This window comes from Microbacterium sp. NPDC055665 (assembly GCF_053618035.1).
Window position 1 is genome coordinate 678,351 of sequence record NZ_JBSHGY010000002.1, and the last position, 22,677, is coordinate 701,027.

Sequence of the window (22,677 nt, forward strand, 5' to 3'; positions counted from 1 at the left end):
CATCCCTTCGACGGATGCGACGGCGACCGCTCCGTGGTTGCATGAGGTCATGCACGAGCAGGTCGACGACGTACCCGGAGCCTGGTATTCCCGGCACCGCTGGTGGGCGGACCCGGTCGCGATGGCACTGCTCGCCGTCGTGATGGCGGCGCTGGGATTCCGCGGCGTGTGGGGGTCGTTCTCCCTCCTGTCGGGGCCGGTGTCGCCGTGGTGGGCGCTCGCCTTCGCACTTCCGGCCTGTGGGCTCGCGCTCGCCAAGCGACGCCTGCCGGTGACTGTGCTCGGCCTCGTGTCGCTTCTCTTCGTCGCGGACCTCCTCACGGTCGGCGGCATCGGGACGGTCGTCGTGCTGCTCGACGTGCTGTGGACGGCGGTCTTCCTCTCCGGCCCGCGTCGTCGCCGCGTGCTGCTGGTGCTCCTCAGCGCATCGACGGTCATCCTCTTCGTCGCCGCCTGGCTCTTCACCGACATGCCCTTCGCGGTCGCCTTCCTCGTCGGGGTGCAATTCGGCGCGATCTTCGGCACGGACTACTGGTGGGCGGTCGCCGTCTCCCAGGCGCAGGAACTCGCCGAACTGCACCGCCAACGCGCAGATGACGCGGCGGCCGTCGCCGAGCGGGATCGCGTGGAGGCCGTGCAGCGCGAGCGCGAGGCGATGGCGCGCGAGTTGCACGACGTGGTGGCCGGCCACGTGATGGCGATGGCGATCCGAGCGGAAGCCGCCCTCTCCACGACGCCCGACCAGACGAAGGACCGGGAAGCACTGCAGGCCGTGCGCGATGCAGGCCTGGATGCCCACGGCGCGCTGCGGTCGATGATCTCGGTGCTCCGCCGCGGCGACGGCGCCCTCGTGCCCACACCGCGCTGGGCCGACTTGGAGGGTATCGTCCGAGAGGCCGAACGCGCGGGGCTCGTCGTCCGCTTCGACGCCCCGGATGCGCCCGAGCTCGGAGCTGCTGCAGAGCAGACAGTCGTCCGCATCGTGCGGGAAGCCCTGACGAACTGCACCCGGCACGCGGGCGGCGCCGACGTCGACGTCGAGATCAAGGAGCGGAACGCCGAACTGCAGGTGCGCGTACGTTCCCGCGGAGGCGTCGCCAGCGCGGCGGCCACGCACGGGGGAGAAGGCTGGGGTCTGCAACTGCTGCGGGAGCGCGTGGGAGCGCTCGGCGGATTCTTCGCTGCCGGCCCCGACGCGGACGGGTGGTCGGTCGAGGGTCGACTTCCACTCGAGGTGCGGGTGTGAGCGCGCCGACCGTACTGCTCGCCGACGACCACGGCGCCATCCGGGCGGGGCTGCGCATCATGCTCGAGGCACACGGGATCCTCGTGGTCGGCGAGGCCGCGGACGGCGACATCGCCGTGCGCAATGCGGCCGCGCTGCGACCCGACGTGGTGCTCATGGATCTGCGGATGCCCGGCCGGGACGGCATTTCGGCCACGCGGGAGATCGTCGAACGCGGACTCGGCGACGTGCTCGTGCTGACCAGTTTCGACGAGGATGAACTCGTCCTCGGGGCGATACGCGCGGGTGCGGTCGGCTTCCTCCTCAAGACGGTCGATGCCCCCGCGCTCGTCCAGGCTGTGCGATCCGTCGCCGCGGGAGAAGGGGCGCTGGATCCGCGGGTGACGCGGCGTGCGCTCGCCGCCGTGGCCCAGGGGGTGGAGGCGCTGCCGTCGGCATCGGGCGCGACGGAGCGGGCCGACCTGACCCTTCGCGAACGAGAAGTCCTCGACGGCATCCTGCAGGGCTGGTCGAATGCGCAACTCGCGGCGCGGCTGCGTATCTCGGTGCCCACCGTCAAGACGCACGTGTCGAACGTGCTCACCAAGCTCGGCGCGCGCAGCAGGTCGCACGCGGCCGCGATCGTGCGGGGCAGCGAGGACTGAGCGCGCTCAGCCCTGCTCGGCGCTCGCCGCGGGGGTCTTCTCGTCTTCCCGCAGCGGGCGGGCGGCACCCGAGAACAGTCCGGAGAGTACGACCAGGCCGACCAGGATGAACAGCGTGTTCAGCAGGCCGATGTGCTCGCTGATGACGCCGAGCACGGGCGGGCCGCCGAGGAACGAGATGTAGCCGATCGTGGCAGCCGCGCTCACCCGGGCCGCGGCCTTGGCAGGGTCGTCCGCCGCGGCGGACATGCCGAGGGGGAACCCGAGCGAGGCGCCGACGCCCCACAGCGCCGCTCCCACGAGCACGAGCGGGAAGGTGGGCGCGAGGATGAAGAGCAGGATCCCGGACGCCGCGGCGACGGCGAGGATGCGCAGCACCGCGACGCGTCCGAAGCGGTCGACGAGGGGCCCGCCGAACAGCCGCACGGTCGTCATCCCGATGGAGAACACCGCGAGCGACACGGCTCCCGTGCCCTCCGCGAAGCCATGACCCTGCTCGGTGCCGAGCGCGATCCAGTCGTTCGCGCCGCCCTCGGCGAACGACATCCCGAGCATCACCGTGCCCAGCAGGTAGGTGCGGGGTTCGCGCCAGGCCTCGAGCGCGGTGTGCATCCGCTCGCGGAACGGAGGCTTGACGTGGTCCTCCGGATCGAGAGCGGCCTCGCGCACCGGCACCTGGAAGAAGCAGACCACCGCGATCACGGCGATCAGCACGCCCATGGACACCGCATGCGTCGCGACATCGATCGCGAGGTGGGCGGCGAGGGCGCCGATCCCCGCACCGATGACGGTTCCGAAGCTGAAGAAGGCGTGGAAGACGGGGAGGATCGTGCGGCCCATCTGCTGCTCGATCGCGGTGGCCTCGACGTTCATCATGACGTCGACGCAGCCGTTGCCGAATCCGAACAAGGCCATGCCGATGAGGACGACGGTCACCGAGCCGAACACAGTCGCGCCGAGGCCGACGAGCGCGATGCCGACCGCGAACATGAGCATCGCCGCCAGCATGCCGCGGCGGGCACCGGTGCGCGCCATCACCGCCGGGCTCGTCGAGATGCCGATGATCGACGCGACACCCATGCCGAGCAGCAGCATCCCGACCTGCGCGTTGTCCAGCTCGAGCGCCAGTTTGATTCCCGGAACCCGGGACGCCCAGGTCGCGATCGAGAGGCCGCTCGCCAGGAAGATGGCGAAGATCGCGGCACGCCAGCGGACGAACTGCGAACGGGTCAGGGCTGCTTCCATGCCGGACAGCCTATCGAATCGATTCGACCGGGGGGAACGGAAGCGAGCTATCCTCGAAGCATGAGCAGTCAGGAGACGCCGCGTCGGCCCACGATCGCCGACGTCGCACGCGAGGCGGGTGTGGCGACGTCCACCGCCTCGGTCGTCTTCAGCGGAAAGGCGAAGGTGGCCCCCGCGACCCGCGAGCGCGTGCTGGCCGCGGCCGCCGAGCTCGGCTACGCCGGACCGGACCCCCGCGCGGCCTCCCTGCGACGCGGACGCAGCGGCATCGTCGCCGTCGTGTTGGAAGGTCACCTGCGTGCGGCCTTCCTCGACCCCGTGACGACCGCCATGATGGACGGGCTCACCGACGGGCTCGCCGAACTCAGCGCCGGCATCCTGCTGATGCGCGACGAGCCGGGGGAGGGCACAGCGATCGCCGATGCTCCCGTCGACGCCGTCGTGCTGATCGGCTGCTCCGGACGCACCCGGTCATCCCTCGAGGTGGTCGTCGGCCGCGGACTCCCGGTCGTCGTGATCGAGGGCGACGCCGGAGAGGCGATCCCCCGCATCACGCTCGACAACGCGGCGGCCTCGGCTGACATCGCGAAGCACGTACGCGACCTCGGCCACCGCGACGTCGCGCTGGTCACGCTTCCGCTCGACAGCGACCGGGAACGTGCGGCGGTCACGCCGGAGCGCCTCGCGAACGCGACCGTCGACGTGACGGTCCATCGGCTGGCCGGCACCCGTGAAGTGTTCCCCGACGCCCCCGCGATCTCGGCATCCGGCAGCCTCATCGACGAAGGAGTGCTGGTCGGACGCATGCTGCTCGCCGATCCCGACACCCGGCCGACGGCGGTGCTCGCGCAGAGCGACCTGTTGGCCGTCGGCGTCATCCGTGCGGCCGAGGAGCTGGGGCTCCGCGTCCCGGAAGACCTCTCGGTCGCGGGTTTCGACGGCATCGCACTGGACGGCCTCGGCGACCTCACCCTCACGACGAGCGTGCAGCCGGCGGTCGAGAAGGGCCGTGCGGCGGGGGAGCAGGTCGCCCGCATGCTGCGAGGGGAACCGGGGATCACGCAGCATCTCACCTGCCGATTCCGCGCCGGCAGCACCACCGGCCCTGCGCCGCGCTGAGCGCCGTCCTCGGACGCGTCGGCAGCCGCGGTCAGCTGCGTTGCGGTCCGAGCGGAAGCACCGTATCGCCGAGATCGAGGATGCGGTAGCGGCCGCAGTCGATCACCTCGTCGGGGATGGCGGGTGCGGGCAGGTTCCACGGGACGGTCTGCGCATCCTCCACGAGGAACGTCACCTCGCCGACGTCGAAATCGCGACGGTTCACCAGCCAGGCGTAGCCGCGCAGCTCATGATCGACCTGCACGAGCTGCGCCGGGTCGTCGAGGTGCAGCTTCGGCAGACGGACGGTCCAGAACTGACCGGCTCCGGTGCGGCCGGAGGCGTTCACCCAGTCGGTGACGCAGGTGAGGTCGGGGTCGGCGGCCTCGGCGGCCGCAGCGAGCCGGGGGATGCTCAGGATGCCGCCGATCGCGAGCAGCACCGCGACGACGGCCGCGAGCACGGATCGAAGGCGGAGCGGCATCCATCCCGTGCGCGGCATGGCGACGAGGGCCAGCACGGGAGCGAACACCAGCGGCTGCAGGTAGCGGGCCGCGTGGGTGCCGAGTGCGATCGCGCCGATCACCACGAGCGCGGGCATGAGCCAGGCGAGCGCGGCGACGAACCGTGAGCCCTCGTCCGAGGCGCGTGCCGTGCGGACCGCTGCGAGCACGAGAAGGGCGAGCACGATCAGGCAGCCGAGCACCCCCGGTGGGGTCGACAGCCGGGCGGAGACGAGCTCGGCGTAGTAGCCGATCGACTCGGGCCACCGCTCGGGCTGCGCGTAGCCGGCACCGGTGTTGGCGATCCATGCCTGAAGTGGAATACGTGCGAGGAAGCCGAGCGCCGTGCCGACCAGGAGCACCGCGAGCAGCAGTGTCCACCGGAACCGTCGCTGTGATCGGATGGCCAGGAGGGCGAGCAGCACCGTGATCGGCACCGTCGCCCAGGCCGCGTAGAGCGGATTCGACAGGGTCGAGACCGTTGCCGTGACGCCGAGAGCCGCAAGGAGACCGACGCTCATCGACTCGCGATCGAGAACTCGACGCACCAGCCCGACGGAGAGCACGACGGCGACCGCCGACGCCGAGTAGTAGGTGGTCGTGAGCTGCAGCGAGGCGAGCTCGAGAGCATCGCGGGACGCCGAGAGCTCGGTCACGGCGATGGCGCAGAACACGGCGAGTCCGAAGAGGGACCATGCCACGGGTGCCCGGCCCTCTCTGCGTCGACCCGCCGCGAGCCGAAGGGCACCGTACAGGGCGATCACGTTGATCACGGCGTTCACCGCGAGCAGCGCGTTCACGTCCAGCGGGAAGATCGCGTCGAGCGCGGCGAACACCGTGGACTCGGGGACAAAGAGCACGCTCGACATCGCCCAGTCCATCGGTTCGCCCGAAAGCATGGAGCGCGCGAACATGGCGACGATCAGGGAATCCCCGTCGCGGAACAACAGCTCCGACCGTGCGGATGATGCGACCTGTGCGGTGGTGATCAGCGCGAGCCCGACGGCGCCGGACCACCCGGCCAGCTCCCGCACCCAGACCCGCCGCATGCGACCACTCTCGCACGATCGTGCAACCCGCGCGCCGGGCGGACTCTTCGCCCGGGTAAACTGCTTATGACACCCCCCGCCTGGCCGCAAGGCCGACGACCCCCGAGGGAGCCGCGTATATGCTGATGCTCCTCGCCGTGTTCCTGCTCGGGTCGCTGTTGATGCCCGTTCTGGTGCGCTGGCTCGGAGCTCAGGCCTTCGCCATCGCCGCCCTCGTCCCGGCTGCCGCGTTCGTGCATGCGCTGGTCATGACGCCGCAGGTGCTCGACGGCCCGGTCCCGTTCGAGTCGGTCGAGTGGATCCCGCAGCTCGGGCTGAACCTGTCCATGAACATGGACGTGCTCGGGTGGGTGCTCACGCTGATCGTCACGGGCGTCGGCGCCCTCGTGCTCCTCTACTGCCGGTGGTACTTCTACGAGGACTCTGCCGGCGTGGGTCAGTTCGCCGGGGTGCTGCTCGGCTTCGCGGGGGCGATGTACGGCCTCGTGCTCACCGACGACCTCGTCATGCTGGTCATGTTCTGGGAGGTGACGAGCATCCTCTCGTACCTCCTCATCGGTCACTACCGCCGCCGTGCGGCCAGCCGCCGTGCGGCACTGCAGGCCCTGCTCGTGACCACGCTCGGCGGACTCGTGATGTTCGTCGGTGTCGTGATCCTCGTGGTCGACACCGGAACGTCCAGCATCCGGGAGATCCTCGAGATCGCACCGACCGGTCCTGCGGTGGATGCCGCGATCGTCATGCTCCTGATCGGCGCGATCAGCAAGTCGGCCCTGTTCCCGTTCCACTTCTGGCTTCCCGGCGCGATGGCCGCGCCCACTCCGGTGAGCGCGTATCTGCACGCCGCGGCGATGGTGAAGGCCGGCATCTATCTGATCGCGCGATTCGCTCCGATCTTCGCCTTCAGCGCTCCCTGGCGTCCGATCGTGATCACGCTCGGCATCCTGACGATGCTGATCGGCGGCATCCAGGCGCTGCGCGAGACCGACCTCAAGCGCATCCTCGCGTTCGGCACGGTCAGCCAGCTCGGCTTCTTCGCGATCGTGGTCGGATACGGCACGCAGGCGGCGGCGCTCGCCGGACTGGCGCTCGTGATCGGGCACGCCCTGTTCAAGTCGGCGCTCTTCCTGATCGTCGGCGTCATCGACCGCCAGCTGTCGACCCGTGACATCACCGAGCTCTCCGGCGTCGGGCGGCAGGCGCCGGTCATGGCGACGGCGGCATTCATCTCCGTGGCGTCGATGGCCGGTATCGCGCCGACCATCGGGTTCGTCGCCAAGGAGTCCACGCTCACGGCTCTGCTCGACGACGCCCAGGGTGGTTCCCCGTGGGGTCTGGTGGCCCTGATCGGCGTAGTGCTCGGTTCTATGCTGACCGCGGCATATGGCGCGCGCTTCCTCTGGGGAGCCTTCTGGAAGAAGCGCGACGACCAGGGCCAGCTGCCCGACACCGCCTGGCCCGATCCGCCGGTCGGATTCCTGTCGGCACCGATCATCCTCGCCGGCGTCACGCTCGCTGCGGGCATCGGGGCTCCTGCGCTCGACACTGCTCTGCAGGGATACGCCCTCACCGCGACCCCCGGGCTCGACCACGCGGGCGAAGCCGTCGAGGGACCGGGGCATCTCGCGCTGTGGCACGGCCTCGAGCCGGCCCTGGGCATCTCGATCCTGTCGATCCTGCTCGGCATCGGGCTCTTCCTGCTCACCCGCAGAACGGGCTGGGATCGCCGACCACGCGTCCTGCCCTTCACCGCCGCCGACGCGTACTACCTGGTCATGCGCGGCATCGACCGTCTCTCGGTGCTCAGCACGACCCTCACGCAGCGCGGCTCGCTGCCGGTGTACGTCGGCACCATCTTCGTGGTCTTCGTCGCCGCGGAGGTCACGGCCCTCATCGCCAGCGACATCGATCGGTACAACCTCTCCGCCTGGCACACGCCGGCCCAGATCGTGGTCGCCCCGATCATGGCCATCGCCGGGGTATTCGCCGTCCGGGCGCAGAAGCGCTACACGGGCGTCGTGCTCGTCTCGGTCACGGGGCTCGGGATGGTCGTCCTGTTCGCGACGAGCGGCGCACCCGACCTGGCGCTCACGCAGATCCTCGTCGAGACGGTCACGATGGTCACGTTCGCGCTGGTGCTCCGCCGCCTCCCCGCGCGGATGGGCGAGCACAACGCCTCGGTGGGGCGGGTCCCCCGGGCGCTCCTCGCGATCGGCGTCGGCGTGACGATGGCCTTCGTCGCGGTGGTCGCCACGCAGTCCCGCATCGCCGATCCGATCTCGGAGGTCTTCCCGCAGATCGCCTACGAGATCGGTCACGGCAAGAACGTCGTGAACGTGGCCCTCGTCGACCTGCGCGGCTGGGACACGATGGGCGAGCTGTCGGTGCTCGTGCTCGCCGCGACCGGCGTGGCCTCGCTGGTGTTCGTCACGCACCGGGCCGACCTGCTCGCCGCGACCAAGAACCTGCCGAAGGCGACGCGCAAGGCCGCACGCAGCCGTCCGCTCGTCGAGACGACCGAGGGCATCCGGTTCCAGAACTCCGAGAACGAGAGCAGCCCGCGGGCGTGGCTCGTCGGCGGCCAGAAGATGAAGCCCGAGAACAGATCGATCCTGCTCGAGGTCATCGTCCGCATCCTCTTCCACACCATCATCGTGGTGTCGATCTTCCTGCTGTTCTCCGGGCACAACCTCCCGGGCGGCGGCTTCGCGGGCGGACTCGTGGCAGGCATGGCCCTGGTCATGCGCTACATCGCCGGAGGACGCTGGGAGCTCGGTGCCGCCGCCCCGACGGATGCCGGCCGACTTCTCGGAACCGGCCTCATCCTCGCCGTGGGCACAGCCGTCGTCCCGCTCTTCTTCGGACTCGCGCCGCTGACGAGCACGTTCTGGGAGTGGGAGATCCCCGGCATCGGGCACATGGAGTTCGTCACCTCGACCATCTTCGATGTGGGCGTGTACCTCGTCGTGATCGGGCTCGTCCTCGACGTGCTGCGCAGCCTCGGGGCCGAGGTCGACCGGCAGGCGGCGCTCCGCTCGACCCCCGGCCCTGAAGGCTTCCTCTCGCGCGGAAGGGGGAGCAGCTGATGGATGTCTCGCTCACCCTGATCGTCATCATGGCCATCCTCTTCGCGTGCGGTGTCTACGCGATGCTGGAGCGCAGCCTCACCCGTGTGCTGATCGGCTTCCTCCTGCTCGGCAACGCCACGAACCTGCTGCTGCTGATCGTGATGGGCGTTCCGGGCAATGCGCCGTTCTTCGGCACCGAGGGCGAGATGAGCGACCCGCTCCCGCAGGCCCTCACCCTGACCGCCATCGTGATCACGTTCGCGGTCTCGGCCTTCCTCCTCGCCCTGATCTACCGCTCCTGGCAGCTCGGTCAGGCCGACACGGTCGAGGACGACGAGGCCGACATCGCGCTCCGCGAGCGCACCGACGCCGACGAAGACCTCATGGACGACGAGTCCGAGACCGACGAGGACGAGGCGACCACCGACTTCGTCGGTGTGCAGACCGCACCGATCACGGTGCTGCACATGCGCGACCACCCCGCCATCCACGACGATGCGCCGTTCGATGCGCCCACCGGCTGGGGAGACGAACACTCGTCGGGCCCCGCCGAGAGTGATTCGAGCACCCCCGACGAACCCCACGACCACGACGAGAACGAGGAGGGCCGCCCATGACCTCTCTCGTTCCGCTCCTCGTGGCTCTGCCGCTCCTCGGAGCCGCCATCACGCTCGTGTTCGGCCGGAACGCGCGCCTCCAGGTCGTCGTCACGGTGGCGACTCTCGCCGCCGTCTCGGTGATCGCCGCCGTCCTCCTGGTGGTCGTCGACTCCGGAGACCCGCTCGCGGTCTCGGTCGGCGGGTGGCCGGTGCCGTTCGGCATCGTGCTCTACGTCGACCGGCTCGCGGCGCTCCTGGTGCTCGTCTCGAGCATCGTGCTGCTCGCCGTGCTCCTCTTCTCGATCGGCCAGGGAGCCGCGGACGGAACCGACGAGACCCCGATCTCGATCTTCAACCCCTCGTACCTGATCCTCGCGGCCGGCATCTTCAACGCGTTCATCGCGGGCGACCTGTTCAACCTCTACGTCGGCTTCGAGATCCTGCTCGTCGCCTCGTATGTGCTCATCACCCTCGGCAGCACCGAGTCGCGCATCCGCACCGGCGCCGTCTACATCGTGGTCTCGCTGGTGTCGTCGATCCTGTTCCTGGCCTCGATCGCGATGATCTACGGCGCGCTCGGCACGGTCAACATGGCCCAGATCGCCGAGCGCATGTCGGAGCTGCCGCAGGAGACGCAGCTCGTGCTGCATCTGATGCTCGTGGTGGCGTTCGGCATCAAGGCGGCCATCTTCCCGGTGTCGTTCTGGCTGCCCGACTCGTACCCGACCGCCCCCGCGCCGGTCACCGCGGTGTTCGCGGGCCTGCTGACCAAGGTCGGCGTCTACGCCCTCATCCGCACCGAGACCCAGCTCTTCGCCTCGAACAGCATCGACACCCTGCTGCTGATCATCGCGCTCGCGACCATGATCGTCGGTGTGCTGGGCGCGGTCGCGCAGGCCGAGCTCAAACGAATCCTGTCGTTCACACTCGTGAGCCATGTCGGGTACATGATCTTCGGCCTCGCGATAGCGACACCCGCCGCGATCGGCGCGACCGTGTACTACATCGTCCACCACATCGTCGTGCAGACGACCCTGTTCCTCGCGGTCGGACTCGTGGAACGACGAGCCGGCAGCACCTCGATCCTGCGGGTCAAGGGACTGCTCAAGGTCGCACCGGTGATCGCCGTGCTGTATTTCGTGCCCGCGATCAACCTGGGTGGGCTCCCGCCCTTCTCCGGATTCATCGGCAAGTTCGCGCTCTTCGAAGCGGCAGCATCCGTCGGCACCCCGATCATGATCGTGCTGATCTTCGGCGGCATCGTCACCTCGCTGCTGACCCTGTACGCACTCATGCGCGCCTGGAACCTCGCTTTCTGGCGCGAGGAGGAGGACTCCACCGAGACCGAGGGGCGCATCTCGTACCTCGGCAACGCGCCGGCCGCCGACGAGCAGCAGGAGCGTCGTCGCATCCCGAAGATCATGACGGTCGCCACGGCGGGTATGGTCGCGGTCACCGTCTCGCTCACGATCTTCGCCGGACCTCTGTACGCGCTCTGCGACCGCATCGGCGCCGCACTGCTGCAGCCGGTCAGCCTCGTGCAGCTGCAAGAGGAGGTGGGCGGATGAGACGACAGACCAAACGCCACCTCTGGCGCGACATCCGAGTGCAGCTGCCCTTCCTGGCCTGGCTCGTCGTGCTGTGGATGCTGCTGTGGGCGCAGTTCACTGTGCTGTCTTTCCTCACTGGACTCGTCGTCGCGATCTTCGTGACCCGCGTCTTCCGGCTGCCGACCGTCGAGCTCTCCGGCCGCATCAACATCGGCTACGCCGCGCTGTTCGTGGTGCAGTTCCTGTTCGCGGTGCTCAGCGGAGCCATCTCGGTGACCGTGCAGGTGTTCGACTTCCGACGCCAGCCGGGAACGGCGATCATCGCGGTGCCGCTGCGCTACGCGGACGACCTGGTCATGACGCACGTCGCCGTCGTGTCGTCGCTCATCCCCGGCTCGCTGGTGGTCGAGACCGATCGCGATAGGCGCATCCTGTACCTGCACGTGATCGGGGTCAGGAACCTCGACGACGTCGAGAAGCAGCGCGCCGGAGTTCTGCGTTGGGAGCGACGGGTCGTGCGGGCTCTCGGCGACCCCGCGCAGTACCGTGCGCTCAAGGCCGACCAGCGCGCCGGCCTGACCGGATCGACGGGAGGCGCCCGATGAACATCCTGCTGCTGCTGATCATGGTGGTCTTCGGCATCGCCGCCATCCTCACACTGATCCGCATCGTCCGCGGGCCGTCGATCCTCGACCGCGCCGTCGCCTCCGACGTGCTCCTCACCGAGGTCATGTGCGTGCTCGGGGCGGAGATGGCCATCAACGGGCATACCCGCAACATCCCCGTGCTCCTCATCATCGCCGCGATCGGGGTGTTCGGTTCGATATCCGTCGCCCGGTTCGTCGCGAGAAGGGACAACACGACCTCATGAACATCCTCGGTTTCATGATCCCCGATCCGGTCATCGACGTGGCCGTGCTGGTGCTCATCCTGCTCGGTGCGCTGCTGTGCCTGTCGGCCGCGGTCGGGCTGCTGCACTTCCGCGACGTGCCGTCCCGTCTGCACGCGGCGACCAAGCCGCAGGTGCTCGGCCTGCTGCTGATCTGCATCGCGATCGCCCTGTCGCAGCGGTCGATCGGCGGCATCCTGCTGGGGTTCGTGCTCGTCGCCCCCGTCGTGCTGATGCAGTTCGCTACCGCCCCGCTGTCGGCGCACATGGTCGGGCGGCAGGCTTACCGCAACGGCACCATCGAACAGCGCGGTCTCGTCGTGGATGAGCTCGCCGAATCGAAGCAGACTCCTCCCGCCGCCGGCTGAGCTACCCGCCGAGTTTGCCTCAGGAACCCGCGCGGGATCAGGCAAGCGCGCGGGATCAGGCAGTTCGGCGCAGAAACAGCCTGAATCGGAGCGGTTGCCTGTTCTCGCGTGAACATGACCTGCCGCGACAACCCCGCGCGAGCACGGTCCGAGCGTCAGAGACGGGCGGCGAATTCGTGGATCAGGCGGGCGGCGGGCTCGGAGTCGCTGATGAGCGTGCCGTGGCCGTGATCGGGGATGACTTCGAGCTTGGCACCGGGGATCGCGTCGAGGATCTCCTGGCACCAGCTCATCGGGGCGAGCGGGTCGTCCTCGCCGCGCAGTACCAGCACCGGGCACTCGATGCGGACGAAGGCGTCCTCGGGCTCGTGCACGACGGTGGCACGGATCTTGCGGATCAGGTGCGGGCCCCCACGGAGGTACTCCCGGGCGCCGCGCCAGATCACCAGCGGCCGCTCGCCGACCAGGTCGGTCAAGAGGTAGCGGGCCTGAGACGCGATGTTGCGCGCCGCCTTGTTCACGGTGGGTCCTGCCAGCACGACCCCTTCCACCAGCGAGGGATGCCGAGCTGCGAGTTCCGCCGCGATCTGGCTGCCCATCGAATGGCCGATCACGACCACCGCGCCCGAGTCCACGTGTTTCAGGTATGCCGCGACGAGGTCGGCGTGGCGTTCCATGGTGAACGTGCGCTCCGGCTCGGGTGCCTCGCCGAAACCGGGAAGGTCCAACGCGATCACCCGGCCGTCGAGCCGCTGCACGACGTCGAGATAGACGCTCCGCCCCATGCCGATGCCGTGCAGCAGGAGGTAGGTGTGCGGGCCTTCGCCGAACGTCTCGGCGATCAGTGTGGCGCCGGAGTGCTCGAACTCGAGGAGCGTGACGGTGGTGCCCTTCGGGGCGAGGTAGCTGGATGGCACCCACCCACGGTATCGGAGCAACCTGCGCCGCCCCTTCAGGACGGCGCAGCGCACGGGTCAGCCGGCCGGCGACAGGATCAGCGTGTCCACCGTCGAGCCATCCACCGCCTTCGCGGAATATGCCCACGGCTTCTGCACCCCGACGGCCCAGTCGGCGGTCTGGTCGGTGTAGTGCTCGTGGAACGCGTGACCCGAAGCACCCGTGAGGTGGTTCCAGGTCGAAGCGTCGAAGTCGGACAGGTCGATGACCATCCGCATCGACGGCACCGTCGTGGTGGCGTACGAAACGCCGAGCTCCCACCCGGTCGCGTTCACCACCGATGCTCCGCCGCCCACCGGGTACGGTCCGCGGTTGAAGAGGGCCTCGATGGGCGCGATCCCCGAGGTACCGAGCGTGTCGCTGGTGAGGGTGATCGCGTGCAGGTCGCCCCAGTTCCACCGCGCAGGGACGTCACCCTGCAGGGACACGAGTTCGTCGTAGGCCTCCTCGGCGGACAGGGCCAGCATGGCGTCCATCCCGTCGACGTCGATCTTCGGGTTGCTCCAGAGCGGATCGGACGGGTCGTCGAGCATGTCGGCGACGACGGTGAACAGGCGTGCCTGCCCGTCGATCGGGAGTGGCTGCTCGCGCTCGCCGAATATGTTCTGCACCAGGTTCGACCAGAGCACGTTGGCGTAGGCGGCCGCGGGCGAGGATGCCGTGTTCTGGGCGTCCCAGGGGAGGAGGAGGTCCACGGCCTCCCGCACGTCCGCCCGGCTCACGTCCACGTCGGCCATGGCGGACGCCAACTGCGTGCCGATCCACATCTCGTCGTCCATCTGGATGTCGCGCATGTCCTGTGCGGTCAGCGGGGCGACGGCCGCGTGTCGCTCGATCAGGTGCGCGATCCGTGCTGCACGGTAGCCGTAATCCCAGTCGCGGGAGAGGAAGTAGGCGTAGTCGTCGGTCACGATCGCGTTGTTCGCGGTGACGATGTACCCCGAGCTCGGGTTGTACGAGACGGGCAGTTCCTCGAACGGGATGTAGCCCGTCCAGTCGTAGCTGCTGTCCCATCCCGGCTGCGGCATCCATCCGTCGCCGGCACCGCGGATCGGGAGGCGCCCGGGTGTCTGGTAGCCGATGTTCCCCTCGGTGTCGGCGTAGATGAGGTTCTGCGCGGGTACGTCGAAGAGGGAGGCGGCGTAGCGGAAGTCGTCGAAGTCCTGCGCGGTCGAGAGGGCGAAGATCGCGGTCGCGGTCGTGCCGGGGTCGAGGGCGGTCCAGCGCAGGCTGACAGCGTATTCGGCGTCGTCCTGCCCGGCGGGCGGGGCGGCGGGCGCCTCGGTTCCTTCCGCCAGTGCCGGCTCCGGGTCATCGGCGATCGCGGTGAAGTCGTCGGTGAGTCCCGAGATGATGGGCCCGTGCACGGTCGAGCGGATCGTCAGCTCGATGTCGTCGCCGCCGGCGACCTTGATCGTCTCGGTGCTCTGCTCGAGCGGGACCAGTGCCCCGTCGCGCCAGTACTCGTCGCCGACCACCCGCTCGACGTAGAGGTCGGTCACGTCGGTCGTGAGGTTTGTGAACCCCCACGCGACGTGCTGGTTGTGGCCGATCACGATGCCGGGAAGCCCGGAGAAGGAGAATCCGCCGACATCGAACGGGCAGGCGTCGTCGACCGTCGAGCACTTCAGCTGCACCTGGTACCAGACCGACGGCAGCGAGGCGCCGAGGTGCGGGTCGTTCGCGAGCAGCGGCATGCCCGTCTCGGTGAGGTCGCCGGAGACGACCCAGGAGTTCGACCCGATCCCCTCGCCGACGTCCCCGACCAGTTCGCTCGCGGCTTCGATGACGCTCGAGGTCTCCTTCCACTCGATCCTGGTGGTCGCCTGCTGGATCTCGTCGTCCGTTTCGGTCGGGGTGTACGCGGCCGGTTCGGCGTCGGTGTCGAGTGCGGGTACCGTCGAGATCTTCGGGACGATCACCGGATTCTCGTCGAACGGGTACTCGGGGTAGAGCTTCGCGAGCAGCTCGCCGGTGTCGACCGCCTCGCCCGCGTCGTCCGCACCGGCGTCCAGCTCGGCGGCCAGGAGGGAGCGTTCGGTCTCATCCTCGATGTTGCCGCGCAGATCCCAGGCCATGGCCTTGAGCCAGGCGACCGAATCGGCAGGCTCCCACTGCTCGGGCGTGTAGTCCGGGTTCTGGATGCCGAGAACGGCATATTCGAGCGAGAGCTCCGCGCCGGACCGTGTGGCGAGGTACGCGTTGACCCCGTCGGCGTAGGCATCGTAGTAGCCGCGCGTGGTGTCGTCCATCGCCTCCACCTCGGCTTCGGCGACGGCGCGCCAGCCGAGTGTGCGCAGGAACGCATCGGTCGCCGCCTGGGATTCCCCGAACATCTCGGCGACGCGCCCCGCGGTGACGTGCCGGCGGAAGTCCATCTCGAAGAACCGGTCCTGGGCGTGCACGAAGCCCTCCGCGTAGAACAGGTCGTCGGTCGAGTCCGCGGTGATCGTCGGGATGCCGCGGTCGTCACGCTGCACCGTGACCTCGGCTTTCAGACCGTCGAGCTCGATGGCGCCCGAGGTTTGCGGGAACGACCGCTGGATCGTCCAGGTCACGAAGAACGCGGCAGCGACGGCGATCACGATGATCCCGGCCACCACGAGGAACGCGATACGTCCGATGCGAACGCCCACTGAGGGGCGAGAAGGTACGGCGGACTCCTGCGAATCGGTCATCATCGTCGAGAACTCTTTCGGGTAGACAGGTGGAACTCAGTCCCACCGAGCCCCAGTGCGCGTATCAGGGTCGCGCCCTCGCATCATATCGGCCAGAGCGCTCGCCGCGAGTGTCCCGGGCAAGCGCTCGGTGGATCATCCGATGAGGCCGGGCCGGAAGAATTGGAGAGACCGCGGAGCTGTTCGGTTCCCATTCAGGTGAATGTGTTATGTTACCCGTTGCGCTACGCGCGACAAGGGGACGATGCGGAGGCTCGGCGCGAGAGCGTCGGGGCCGCCGTTATCGGCCGCATCGAGTGGTGGGGGAACCACGGTGGTCGAAGGAGGGTGTGATTTGTTGGGCATGGATGGTGCGCTGGAACGGCGCTCGGTGAGTGAAGACGTCTATCACCGGCTGCGGGATGCGATCGTCAGCGGCGAGCTGCGGCCGGGCGAACGGATTCGCGACTACGAACTCGCGGCGGATCTCGGGACATCGAAGACGCCCGTGCGGCACGCGCTGGCACGGCTCGCCGAAGGGGGACTCGTCGAGATGCAGCGCAACCGCTACACGCGGGTGGCGCCTCTCGACCTCGACCAGATCCGAGACGCGATCGCCCTCTTCGGCGACATCTGGATCGGCTCGGTACGCCACGCGATGCCGCTGATCCAGGCCGACGACGTCACGTATCTCGTCGACCTCACCGAAGACATGTCCGCCGCGATCCTGGATCAGGATGTCCTCGAGTTCGGGGGAGCGCTGCGCGCCATCACGATCGGCTTCGCGCGCATCGAGGGCAACTCCACGCGCGTGAACGTCATCGAGTTCCTCGGGCCGCAGATCCGCCGCTTCTCGCAGCACGCGCGCGGCACGTTCGACTGGGCGGCGGTCGAAGAGTCCACCAACGCCATCCGCGAGGCCGTTCGCCAGCGCGACGCCGGCGCCACCCGCGCGGCCATCGTGACGCTCTTCGACTCGGTGCTGCCGAGCATCATCGACCGCACCGAGGAGCTCGACCGCGCCGACGAGCGGCGCTGATCGAGTCGATCACAGCGAGGTCTGCCGCCGCGTCGGCAACCCTCCGGCCCCGCGCGCGGCCATACGCCGTCGCGCGCGGCGCGTGCGACGGACGAGCGACGTCAGTCGGTGCCGGAATCGAACGCCGCGCCCTCGGACACGGTGTCGACCGCATCCGCCAGGCTCTCGTCGGCCTCGGAGATGGAGCCGTGGACCGACTCGGTGATCTCGGCGGACTCGCCCGCTGTCACGCGACCGACCAGCTCCCCGGTCGCGCCGCCCACGAGGCCGAGCCCCGCGTACTGCTCGAGGCGGGCACGGGAGTCGGCGATGTCGAGGTTGCGCATGGTCAACTGACCGATGCGGTCGACCGGACCGAAGGCGGCGTCGCCGACACGCTCCATCGACAGCTTCTCGGGGCCGTACGACAGGTTCGGCGAGACCGTGTCGAGGATGGTCCAGTCGTCGCCGCGGCGCAGACGGATCGTCACGGTGCCCGAGATCGTCAAGCCGACCCAGCGCTGGATCGACTCGCGCAGCATGAGCGACTGGGGCTCGAGCCAGCGGCCCTCGTACATCAGGCGTCCGAGGCGGCGACCCTGCTCGTGGTAGGTCGCGAGGGTGTCTTCGTTCAGGATGCCGTTGACCAGGCGCTCGTAGGCGATGAACAGCAGCGACATGGCCGGAGCCTCGTAGATGCCGCGCGACTTCGCCTCGATGATGCGGTTCTCGATCTGGTCGCTCATGCCGAGGCCGTGGCGTCCGCCGATGGTGTTCGCCTCCATGACGAGGGCCACCGGGTCGCTGTACTCCACGCCGTTGATCGCCACGGGGCGGCCGCCCTCGAACGTGACGGAGACGTCTTCGGTCTCGATCGCGACCGACGGGTCCCAGAACTTCACGCCCATGATCGGGTCGACGGTCTCGAGCGAGACGTCGAGGTGCTCGAGGGTCTTCGCCTCGTGCGTCGCGCCCCAGATGTTCGCGTCGGTCGAGTAGGCCTTCTCAGCGGAGTCGCGGTAGGGGAAGTCACGGGCGACGAGCCAGTCGCTCATCTCCTTGCGGCCGCCGAGCTCGGTGACGAAGTCGGCGTCGAGCCACGGCTTGTAGATGCGCAGACGCGGGTTGGCGAGCAGGCCGTAGCGGTAGAACCGCTCGATGTCGTTGCCCTTGTAGGTGGAGCCGTCGCCCCAGATGTCGACGCCGTCCTCCTTCATGGCACGCACCAGGAGCGTGCCGGTGACCGCGCGGCCGAGGGGGGTGGTGTTGAAGTACGTCTTGCCGCCGGAGCGGATGTGGAAGGCGCCGCAGGAGAGGGCGACCAGACCCTCTTCGACCAGCGCGGTCTTGCAGTCGATCAGCCGCGAGGCTTCGGCGCCGTACTCCAGCGCGCGGCCCGGGATCGACGCGATGTCGTCTTCGTCGTACTGTCCGAGGTCGCCGGTGTAGGTGAAAGGCACCGCGCCCTTCTCGCGCATCCACGCGACGGCGACGGAGGTGTCGAGTCCTCCGGAGAAGGCGATGCCGACGCGCTCGCCGACGGGCAGGGACTGGAGGACCTTGGACATGCTTTCCAGTCTATCCGCGACCGGCGTGTCGCCCCGTGCCGCGTGACGGCGGAGACCCCCGCTTCAGACGCGTAGGATTTCGACCCGCGACGCGGCATGCGAGGCGGCCGTGGTGCTGATGCGGAGATCAGCGTTGGTCAGCAAGTCGGAGCTCTCGGACGTCTTCCGGGGTGAGGGGCGGTCCGCTCGAAGGAGTTGTCCGGGGCGTTCATCTCGAAACGGATGCCGTTGCCGTCGAGGACCAGCTCAACAGGGCCGGGGACCAGTCCGACGCATTCGCGGAGAGCGGCGGGAATGACGATCCGTCCCGACTTATCCATGTGTGCCTTCATGTCATCACGATGGCATGCGCCCGCGGACCGGCGCCATGTCCTTCGGAGGATTCCTGTGCTTGATATCAGCGGCTCGCGTGCAGAGAGTGCGCGGTGGCGTTGGTCACACCGAATGCCGACTACTCCGACTGGGCGACATCTTCGTGGCGTGCCGTGCGCAGCGGGGAGAACAGGACGATCAGCGCGGCGAGCGCGAAGACCACCACGGCTACCGCGATCGTCGCGCGGTAGCCGAACGCGGTGGCGAGTCCGCCGGCGACCAGCGCGCCGACGAGGAAGGCGACGCGGTTGACCGTGCGGATCGAGGCGTTCAGCCGCCCCTGCATGTGGTCGGGGGCCGCGGCCTGCCGGTAGCCCATCTCGTTGGGATCCTCCAGGCCCATGCCCAACCCGAACAGGAGTTGCCCGATTCCGAGGGGAATGGCGACGATGGCGAGAGAGGCGATGTCCGAGAGGGGGAGGACGACGATCGCGGTCCAGGCGACCGCCGACAGGATGCGTCCGGTGAGCACGGCGCCGCCGACGCCGAAACGTCTCCCCGCCACAGGGGCGAGGAGGGCTCCGATGAATCCGCCGACGCCGCCCATCGCCAGGACGATGCCGAACGCCAGCGGATTCAGTTCGAGTTCCCTCAACGCATAGGGGGCGAATGCGGTCAGCGCGATGCTGTTGCCGAGGAACCACACATTCACCGACGCCGCCATCGGCGCGAGGATGCGATGGGAGTAGGTCCAGCGCAGGCCCTCCGTGATGTCGTGCCCGAGGTGGCGACCGTCCGTCCGGCGTCGCGCCTTCACCTCCTCGACGCGGATCCGACTCAGCAGGACCGCACTCACGAGATACGCGACCGCATCGATGAGGATGGCGAACGGGGCCCCGAACCAGCCGACGAGGGCACCGCCGATCGCCGGGCCGGTGGTCTGGGCGACGGTGCCCGCCTGTCCGAGGCGCGCATTCGCCGCGACGAGCTGGTGTCGTGGCACCAGTCGGGGGAGCATCGGCTGCGCGGCCGAGTCCGCGACGAGGGTCAGCGCGCCGTAGAGCAGGAACAGGGCGCCGAACGACCAGACGGTCAGAGTCCCCGTGAGCCACAGCACCGGCACGAGCGCCAGCATCAGAGCGCGACCGATGCTCGCGAAGACCATAGCGGGCTTGCGTCGCCATCGGTCCATCAGAGCGCCGGCCTCCAGGCCGAAGAGCAGGTAGGGCACGACGTTGGCCGCGTTGAGCAGGCCGATCTCGAACGGCGTGGCGTCCAGTGTCGTCACGATCAGGACCTGGAACGCGATCGCGGTCACGGCCCCGGTGAACGCGCCGAGAGTGGACGACGACCAGAAGAGGGCGAACGCGGGGACGCGCAGGATCTCTGTCGGTCTGTCGCTCATACCGCCCCGCTCCGTCGCCACCCGCTGCTGTCATCCTATTCACCGCGTTCTCCCCTGGTGCGTCGAGCCGGGAGACGCCGGACGAAGTGGGAGAGTAGGCCCCACGGAGGTGCGATATGGGTGCAGCAGTGCTGTGGGGCGTGGTCGCGGCGGCGCCGCTGTTCGTCGGAGCGGTGCTCGCCCTGCTCCGGAAGTGGCCGCCGCGGTGGCTCGGCATCGTCCTCGGGTTCGGCGCCGGTGCCCTCATGGCCTCGATCGCGTTCGAGCTCTGGGAAGAGGGGCTCGACCTCGCCGGCCCCGTCCCGCTGGTGATCGGCGTCGCGGCCGGCGCCATCAGCTACTACATCGCCGATCGCATCCTCGATGCCCGCGCGGCGAAGACCAAGTCGCAGGCGGGTGGCGGCCAGCTTGCCGTCGGCGCCCTGCTCGACGGCATCCCCGAGCAGCTCGTGCTCGGCATCGGCCTGGCGTCAGGCGAGCCGGTGAGCATCGCGCTCGTGGTGGCCATCCTCGTATCCAACCTGCCCGAGTCGATCGGGTCGGCCGCCGACCTGCTCGAGGGCGGCATGGCCAGATCCCGGGTGCTGCTGCTCTGGGCAGGAGTGGCCGTGATCTGTGCGGCGGCGACGGTGGCGGGATTCGCGCTGGCGAGTGTGACCGGCGACGCCTTCCGATCCGCATCGAGCGGGTTCGCGGCGGGAGCGCTGCTGGTGATGCTCGTCGACTCGATGATCCCCGAGGCCCAGTCCAAGGCGAAGGAATCGACGGGGCTCGCCACCGTGCTGGGCTTCGCGCTCGCCGCAGGGCTGGCTTTGGCGTGAGAGTGCGCGCGACGGCAGACTCCGCCGCCGCGACTCAGATCTTTCCGTGCGTCGAGTCCCGTCGCACGCTGCGACCGGAGAGGCTCTCGATGTGCAGGACCAGAGGAAGGCTCCGATCCTCACCCGCCCAGGGGTGGATGCGCGCGGCGACGGCGGCGGCATCGCCTTCCGGCGCGCGGGAGAGACTGCCGTGCAGAAGCACGCTCCACGCCGTGCTCCCGAGCGGATCGTGGTAATCGACCTCGAACGAGACGTCGACCGTCTCGCGCGTCAGATCGGCCAGCGGGCCATCGGGCGACGTTCGCAGAAACAGATCGTGTCCGGAGACGGCGAAGTTCACGGGATGGATCCGCACACGTCCGTCGTGGACGAAGCCGATGCGTCCTATCGTGGTCGTGCTCAACAGATCGTAGGACTGCTGTTCATCGAGTTCTCGGATCATGCGCGTTCCTTCCCTCTGCAGCCAGTGTAGTCAGCGCTCCGGAGGCCTTCGGGCGAGGCGCTCCGTCGATCGCGACCCCGCCACCCGGCGGACGGGAAGCGCCGGATACGCCTCGACTGGCGGGTTATCCTCGGGGGCGACGTGCACGAGGCTGGCCGGACGCCGCCCCTTCCGCGGCCGAGGACAAAGGAGTTCTGATGACTGACACGACCCTGGCACGCCCGCCCTTCGACCCCGAACTCGAAGCCGCACTCGCCCTCGTCGGCGACCAGCTGCCGTCCACTCTCACGCCGGAGATGATCCCGCTCCTGCGCCAGTCCCCGGTCAGTGGCGAGGACGAGATCTTCGCCGCGCTCGCCGACCGCGGGTTCACCTATCGCGACGTGACGATCCCCGGGCACGGGGGTGACGAGATCGTCGTCTCCGTGATCGAGAAGGAAGGACGGACGGGCACCGGCCCCGGGTTCTTCCACACCCACGGCGGCGGCATGATCATCGGCAATCGCTGGCTCGGGGTCGTCGGCTTCCTCGATTGGGCTGAGCGCTTCAACGGTGTGATCGTCACGGTCGAATACCGGCTCGCTCCCGAGTTCCCCGATCCGTACCCGGTGGAGGACTGCTATTCCGCGCTGCTGTGGGCGGCCGAGAATGCGGGGGAGCTCGGCATCGACCTGTCGCGACTGATGATCGGCGGCGGCAGCGCGGGCGGCGGTCTGGCTGCCGGCACCGCGCTGCTGGCCCGCGACCGGAGGGGCCCGGAACTGATCGGGCAACTGCTCATCTACCCGATGCTCGACGACCGCGACGAGTCGGTCTCGACCCGACAGATCGACGGCATCGGCGTCTGGGACCGCGGATCGAACGTCACCGGGTGGACGGCGCTCCTGGGCGACCGCACGGGCACCGACGACGTGTCGATCTATGCCGCCCCGGCCCGCGCCACCGACCTCAGCGGTCTGCCGCCCGCGTTCATCGACTGCGGCAGCGCCGAGGTGTTCCGAGACGAGGACGTCGCCTACGCCACGAAGCTCTGGGAGGCCGGGGTCCAGGCCGAGCTGCACGTCTGGGCCGGCGGCTTCCACGGCTTCGACATGTTCGCCCCGCACGCTGCCGTCGCGCAGGCCATGCTCGCTGCGCGCGACAACTGGGTGAACCGCCTGCTCTCCTGAGCCCCAACCTCCCTACGCGGCTTCCTCCCGTCGCACTTTCTGTCGGTTTCAGGGTCTCAGAACGACGGA

The 22,677-nt window shown here is 69.0% G+C and carries 19 protein-coding genes; 12 read left to right on the forward strand and 7 right to left on the reverse strand.

Annotated features, from left to right (window positions below; all coding sequences use genetic code 11):
• Positions 1 to 49 precede the first annotated feature (49 nt).
• Together ACWGO6_RS09010 and ACWGO6_RS09015 are read left to right on the forward strand one after the other, a co-directional pair.
• The gene (locus ACWGO6_RS09010; RefSeq protein ID WP_452326505.1) at positions 50 to 1,246 is read left to right on the forward strand and encodes a sensor histidine kinase; all 1,197 of its coding nucleotides are present in this window, start codon (positions 50 to 52) and stop codon (positions 1,244 to 1,246) included.
• Positions 1,243 to 1,890 (forward strand): response regulator, encoded by a 648-nt coding sequence (locus ACWGO6_RS09015; RefSeq protein ID WP_452326506.1) that lies wholly within the window; start codon positions 1,243 to 1,245, stop codon positions 1,888 to 1,890. The genes ACWGO6_RS09010 and ACWGO6_RS09015 overlap by 4 nt, the downstream gene beginning before the upstream one ends.
• A 6-nt stretch (positions 1,891 to 1,896) precedes the next feature.
• Here the strand turns inward: ACWGO6_RS09015 and ACWGO6_RS09020 are convergent, their stop codons facing one another.
• Complete coding sequence (locus ACWGO6_RS09020) at positions 1,897 to 3,135, reverse strand: MFS transporter (RefSeq protein ID WP_136042610.1); 1,239 nt, start codon at positions 3,133 to 3,135, stop codon at positions 1,897 to 1,899.
• 60 nt (positions 3,136 to 3,195) lie between these two features.
• On the opposite strand from ACWGO6_RS09020, the gene ACWGO6_RS09025 reads away from it, so the two are divergent.
• Positions 3,196 to 4,254 carry a LacI family DNA-binding transcriptional regulator gene (locus ACWGO6_RS09025; RefSeq protein WP_136042611.1) on the forward strand — a complete coding sequence of 353 codons (1,059 nt, stop codon included), beginning with the start codon at positions 3,196 to 3,198 and terminating at the stop codon, positions 4,252 to 4,254.
• Positions 4,255 to 4,285: 31 nt separating this feature from the next.
• Here the strand turns inward: ACWGO6_RS09025 and ACWGO6_RS09030 are convergent, their stop codons facing one another.
• Positions 4,286 to 5,785: a hypothetical protein gene (locus tag ACWGO6_RS09030; protein WP_452326507.1), complete on the reverse strand. Its 1,500-nt coding sequence runs from the start codon at positions 5,783 to 5,785 to the stop codon at positions 4,286 to 4,288.
• Between the two features lie 119 nt (positions 5,786 to 5,904).
• Here ACWGO6_RS09030 and ACWGO6_RS09035 point away from each other — a divergent pair, with 119 nt between their 5' ends.
• The 6 genes from ACWGO6_RS09035 to mnhG are packed head-to-tail and all read left to right on the forward strand — an operon-like array spanning position 5,905 to position 12,259.
• Positions 5,905 to 8,871 (forward strand): Na+/H+ antiporter subunit A, encoded by a 2,967-nt coding sequence (locus tag ACWGO6_RS09035; protein WP_452326508.1) that lies wholly within the window; start codon positions 5,905 to 5,907, stop codon positions 8,869 to 8,871.
• Positions 8,871 to 9,470 (forward strand): Na(+)/H(+) antiporter subunit C, encoded by a 600-nt coding sequence (locus ACWGO6_RS09040; RefSeq protein WP_136042614.1) that lies wholly within the window; start codon positions 8,871 to 8,873, stop codon positions 9,468 to 9,470. The genes ACWGO6_RS09035 and ACWGO6_RS09040 overlap by 1 nt, the downstream gene beginning before the upstream one ends.
• Positions 9,467 to 11,020, forward strand: coding sequence for a Na+/H+ antiporter subunit D (locus tag ACWGO6_RS09045; protein ID WP_136042615.1), 1,554 nt, complete (start codon positions 9,467 to 9,469; stop codon positions 11,018 to 11,020). Before ACWGO6_RS09040 ends, ACWGO6_RS09045 begins: the two co-directional genes overlap by 4 nt.
• Entirely contained in the window at positions 11,017 to 11,607 is a 591-nt protein-coding gene (locus ACWGO6_RS09050) for a Na+/H+ antiporter subunit E (protein WP_136042616.1), read from the forward strand. The genes ACWGO6_RS09045 and ACWGO6_RS09050 overlap by 4 nt, the downstream gene beginning before the upstream one ends.
• Positions 11,604 to 11,873: a monovalent cation/H+ antiporter complex subunit F gene (locus ACWGO6_RS09055; RefSeq protein WP_136042617.1), complete on the forward strand. Its 270-nt coding sequence runs from the start codon at positions 11,604 to 11,606 to the stop codon at positions 11,871 to 11,873. The genes ACWGO6_RS09050 and ACWGO6_RS09055 overlap by 4 nt, the downstream gene beginning before the upstream one ends.
• Positions 11,870 to 12,259, forward strand: a complete 390-nt coding sequence (gene mnhG, locus ACWGO6_RS09060; RefSeq protein ID WP_136042618.1) for a monovalent cation/H(+) antiporter subunit G — start codon at positions 11,870 to 11,872, stop codon at positions 12,257 to 12,259. Before ACWGO6_RS09055 ends, mnhG begins: the two co-directional genes overlap by 4 nt.
• A gap of 155 nt (positions 12,260 to 12,414) precedes the next feature.
• Here the strand turns inward: mnhG and ACWGO6_RS09065 are convergent, their stop codons facing one another.
• Positions 12,415 to 13,176 (reverse strand): alpha/beta fold hydrolase, encoded by a 762-nt coding sequence (locus tag ACWGO6_RS09065; protein ID WP_452326509.1) that lies wholly within the window; start codon positions 13,174 to 13,176, stop codon positions 12,415 to 12,417.
• A gap of 57 nt (positions 13,177 to 13,233) precedes the next feature.
• On the reverse strand, positions 13,234 to 15,894 hold the full coding sequence (locus tag ACWGO6_RS09070) for a penicillin acylase family protein (RefSeq protein WP_452326532.1): 2,661 nt from the start codon (positions 15,892 to 15,894) through the stop codon (positions 13,234 to 13,236).
• A gap of 343 nt (positions 15,895 to 16,237) precedes the next feature.
• Between ACWGO6_RS09070 and ACWGO6_RS09075 the strand changes: the two genes are divergently transcribed.
• Positions 16,238 to 16,912 (forward strand): GntR family transcriptional regulator, encoded by a 675-nt coding sequence (locus ACWGO6_RS09075; RefSeq protein WP_452326510.1) that lies wholly within the window; start codon positions 16,238 to 16,240, stop codon positions 16,910 to 16,912.
• Positions 16,913 to 17,013: 101 nt separating this feature from the next.
• Here the strand turns inward: ACWGO6_RS09075 and argG are convergent, their stop codons facing one another.
• Both argG and ACWGO6_RS09085 read right to left on the reverse strand, forming a co-directional pair.
• Positions 17,014 to 18,459, reverse strand: a complete 1,446-nt coding sequence (gene argG / locus ACWGO6_RS09080) for an argininosuccinate synthase (RefSeq protein ID WP_136040488.1) — start codon at positions 18,457 to 18,459, stop codon at positions 17,014 to 17,016.
• Between the two features lie 451 nt (positions 18,460 to 18,910).
• Complete coding sequence (locus ACWGO6_RS09085; protein ID WP_452326511.1) at positions 18,911 to 20,176, reverse strand: MFS transporter; 1,266 nt, start codon at positions 20,174 to 20,176, stop codon at positions 18,911 to 18,913.
• 116 nt (positions 20,177 to 20,292) lie between these two features.
• Here ACWGO6_RS09085 and ACWGO6_RS09090 point away from each other — a divergent pair, with 116 nt between their 5' ends.
• On the forward strand, positions 20,293 to 20,997 hold the full coding sequence (locus ACWGO6_RS09090) for a ZIP family metal transporter (protein ID WP_136040490.1): 705 nt from the start codon (positions 20,293 to 20,295) through the stop codon (positions 20,995 to 20,997).
• Between the two features lie 34 nt (positions 20,998 to 21,031).
• Here ACWGO6_RS09090 and ACWGO6_RS09095 read toward each other — a convergent pair whose 3' ends face one another.
• Positions 21,032 to 21,439, reverse strand: a complete 408-nt coding sequence (locus ACWGO6_RS09095; RefSeq protein ID WP_136040491.1) for a pyridoxamine 5'-phosphate oxidase family protein — start codon at positions 21,437 to 21,439, stop codon at positions 21,032 to 21,034.
• A gap of 197 nt (positions 21,440 to 21,636) precedes the next feature.
• Between ACWGO6_RS09095 and ACWGO6_RS09100 the strand changes: the two genes are divergently transcribed.
• Positions 21,637 to 22,608: an alpha/beta hydrolase fold domain-containing protein gene (locus ACWGO6_RS09100; RefSeq protein WP_452326512.1), complete on the forward strand. Its 972-nt coding sequence runs from the start codon at positions 21,637 to 21,639 to the stop codon at positions 22,606 to 22,608.
• Positions 22,609 to 22,677: the final 69 nt, after the last annotated feature.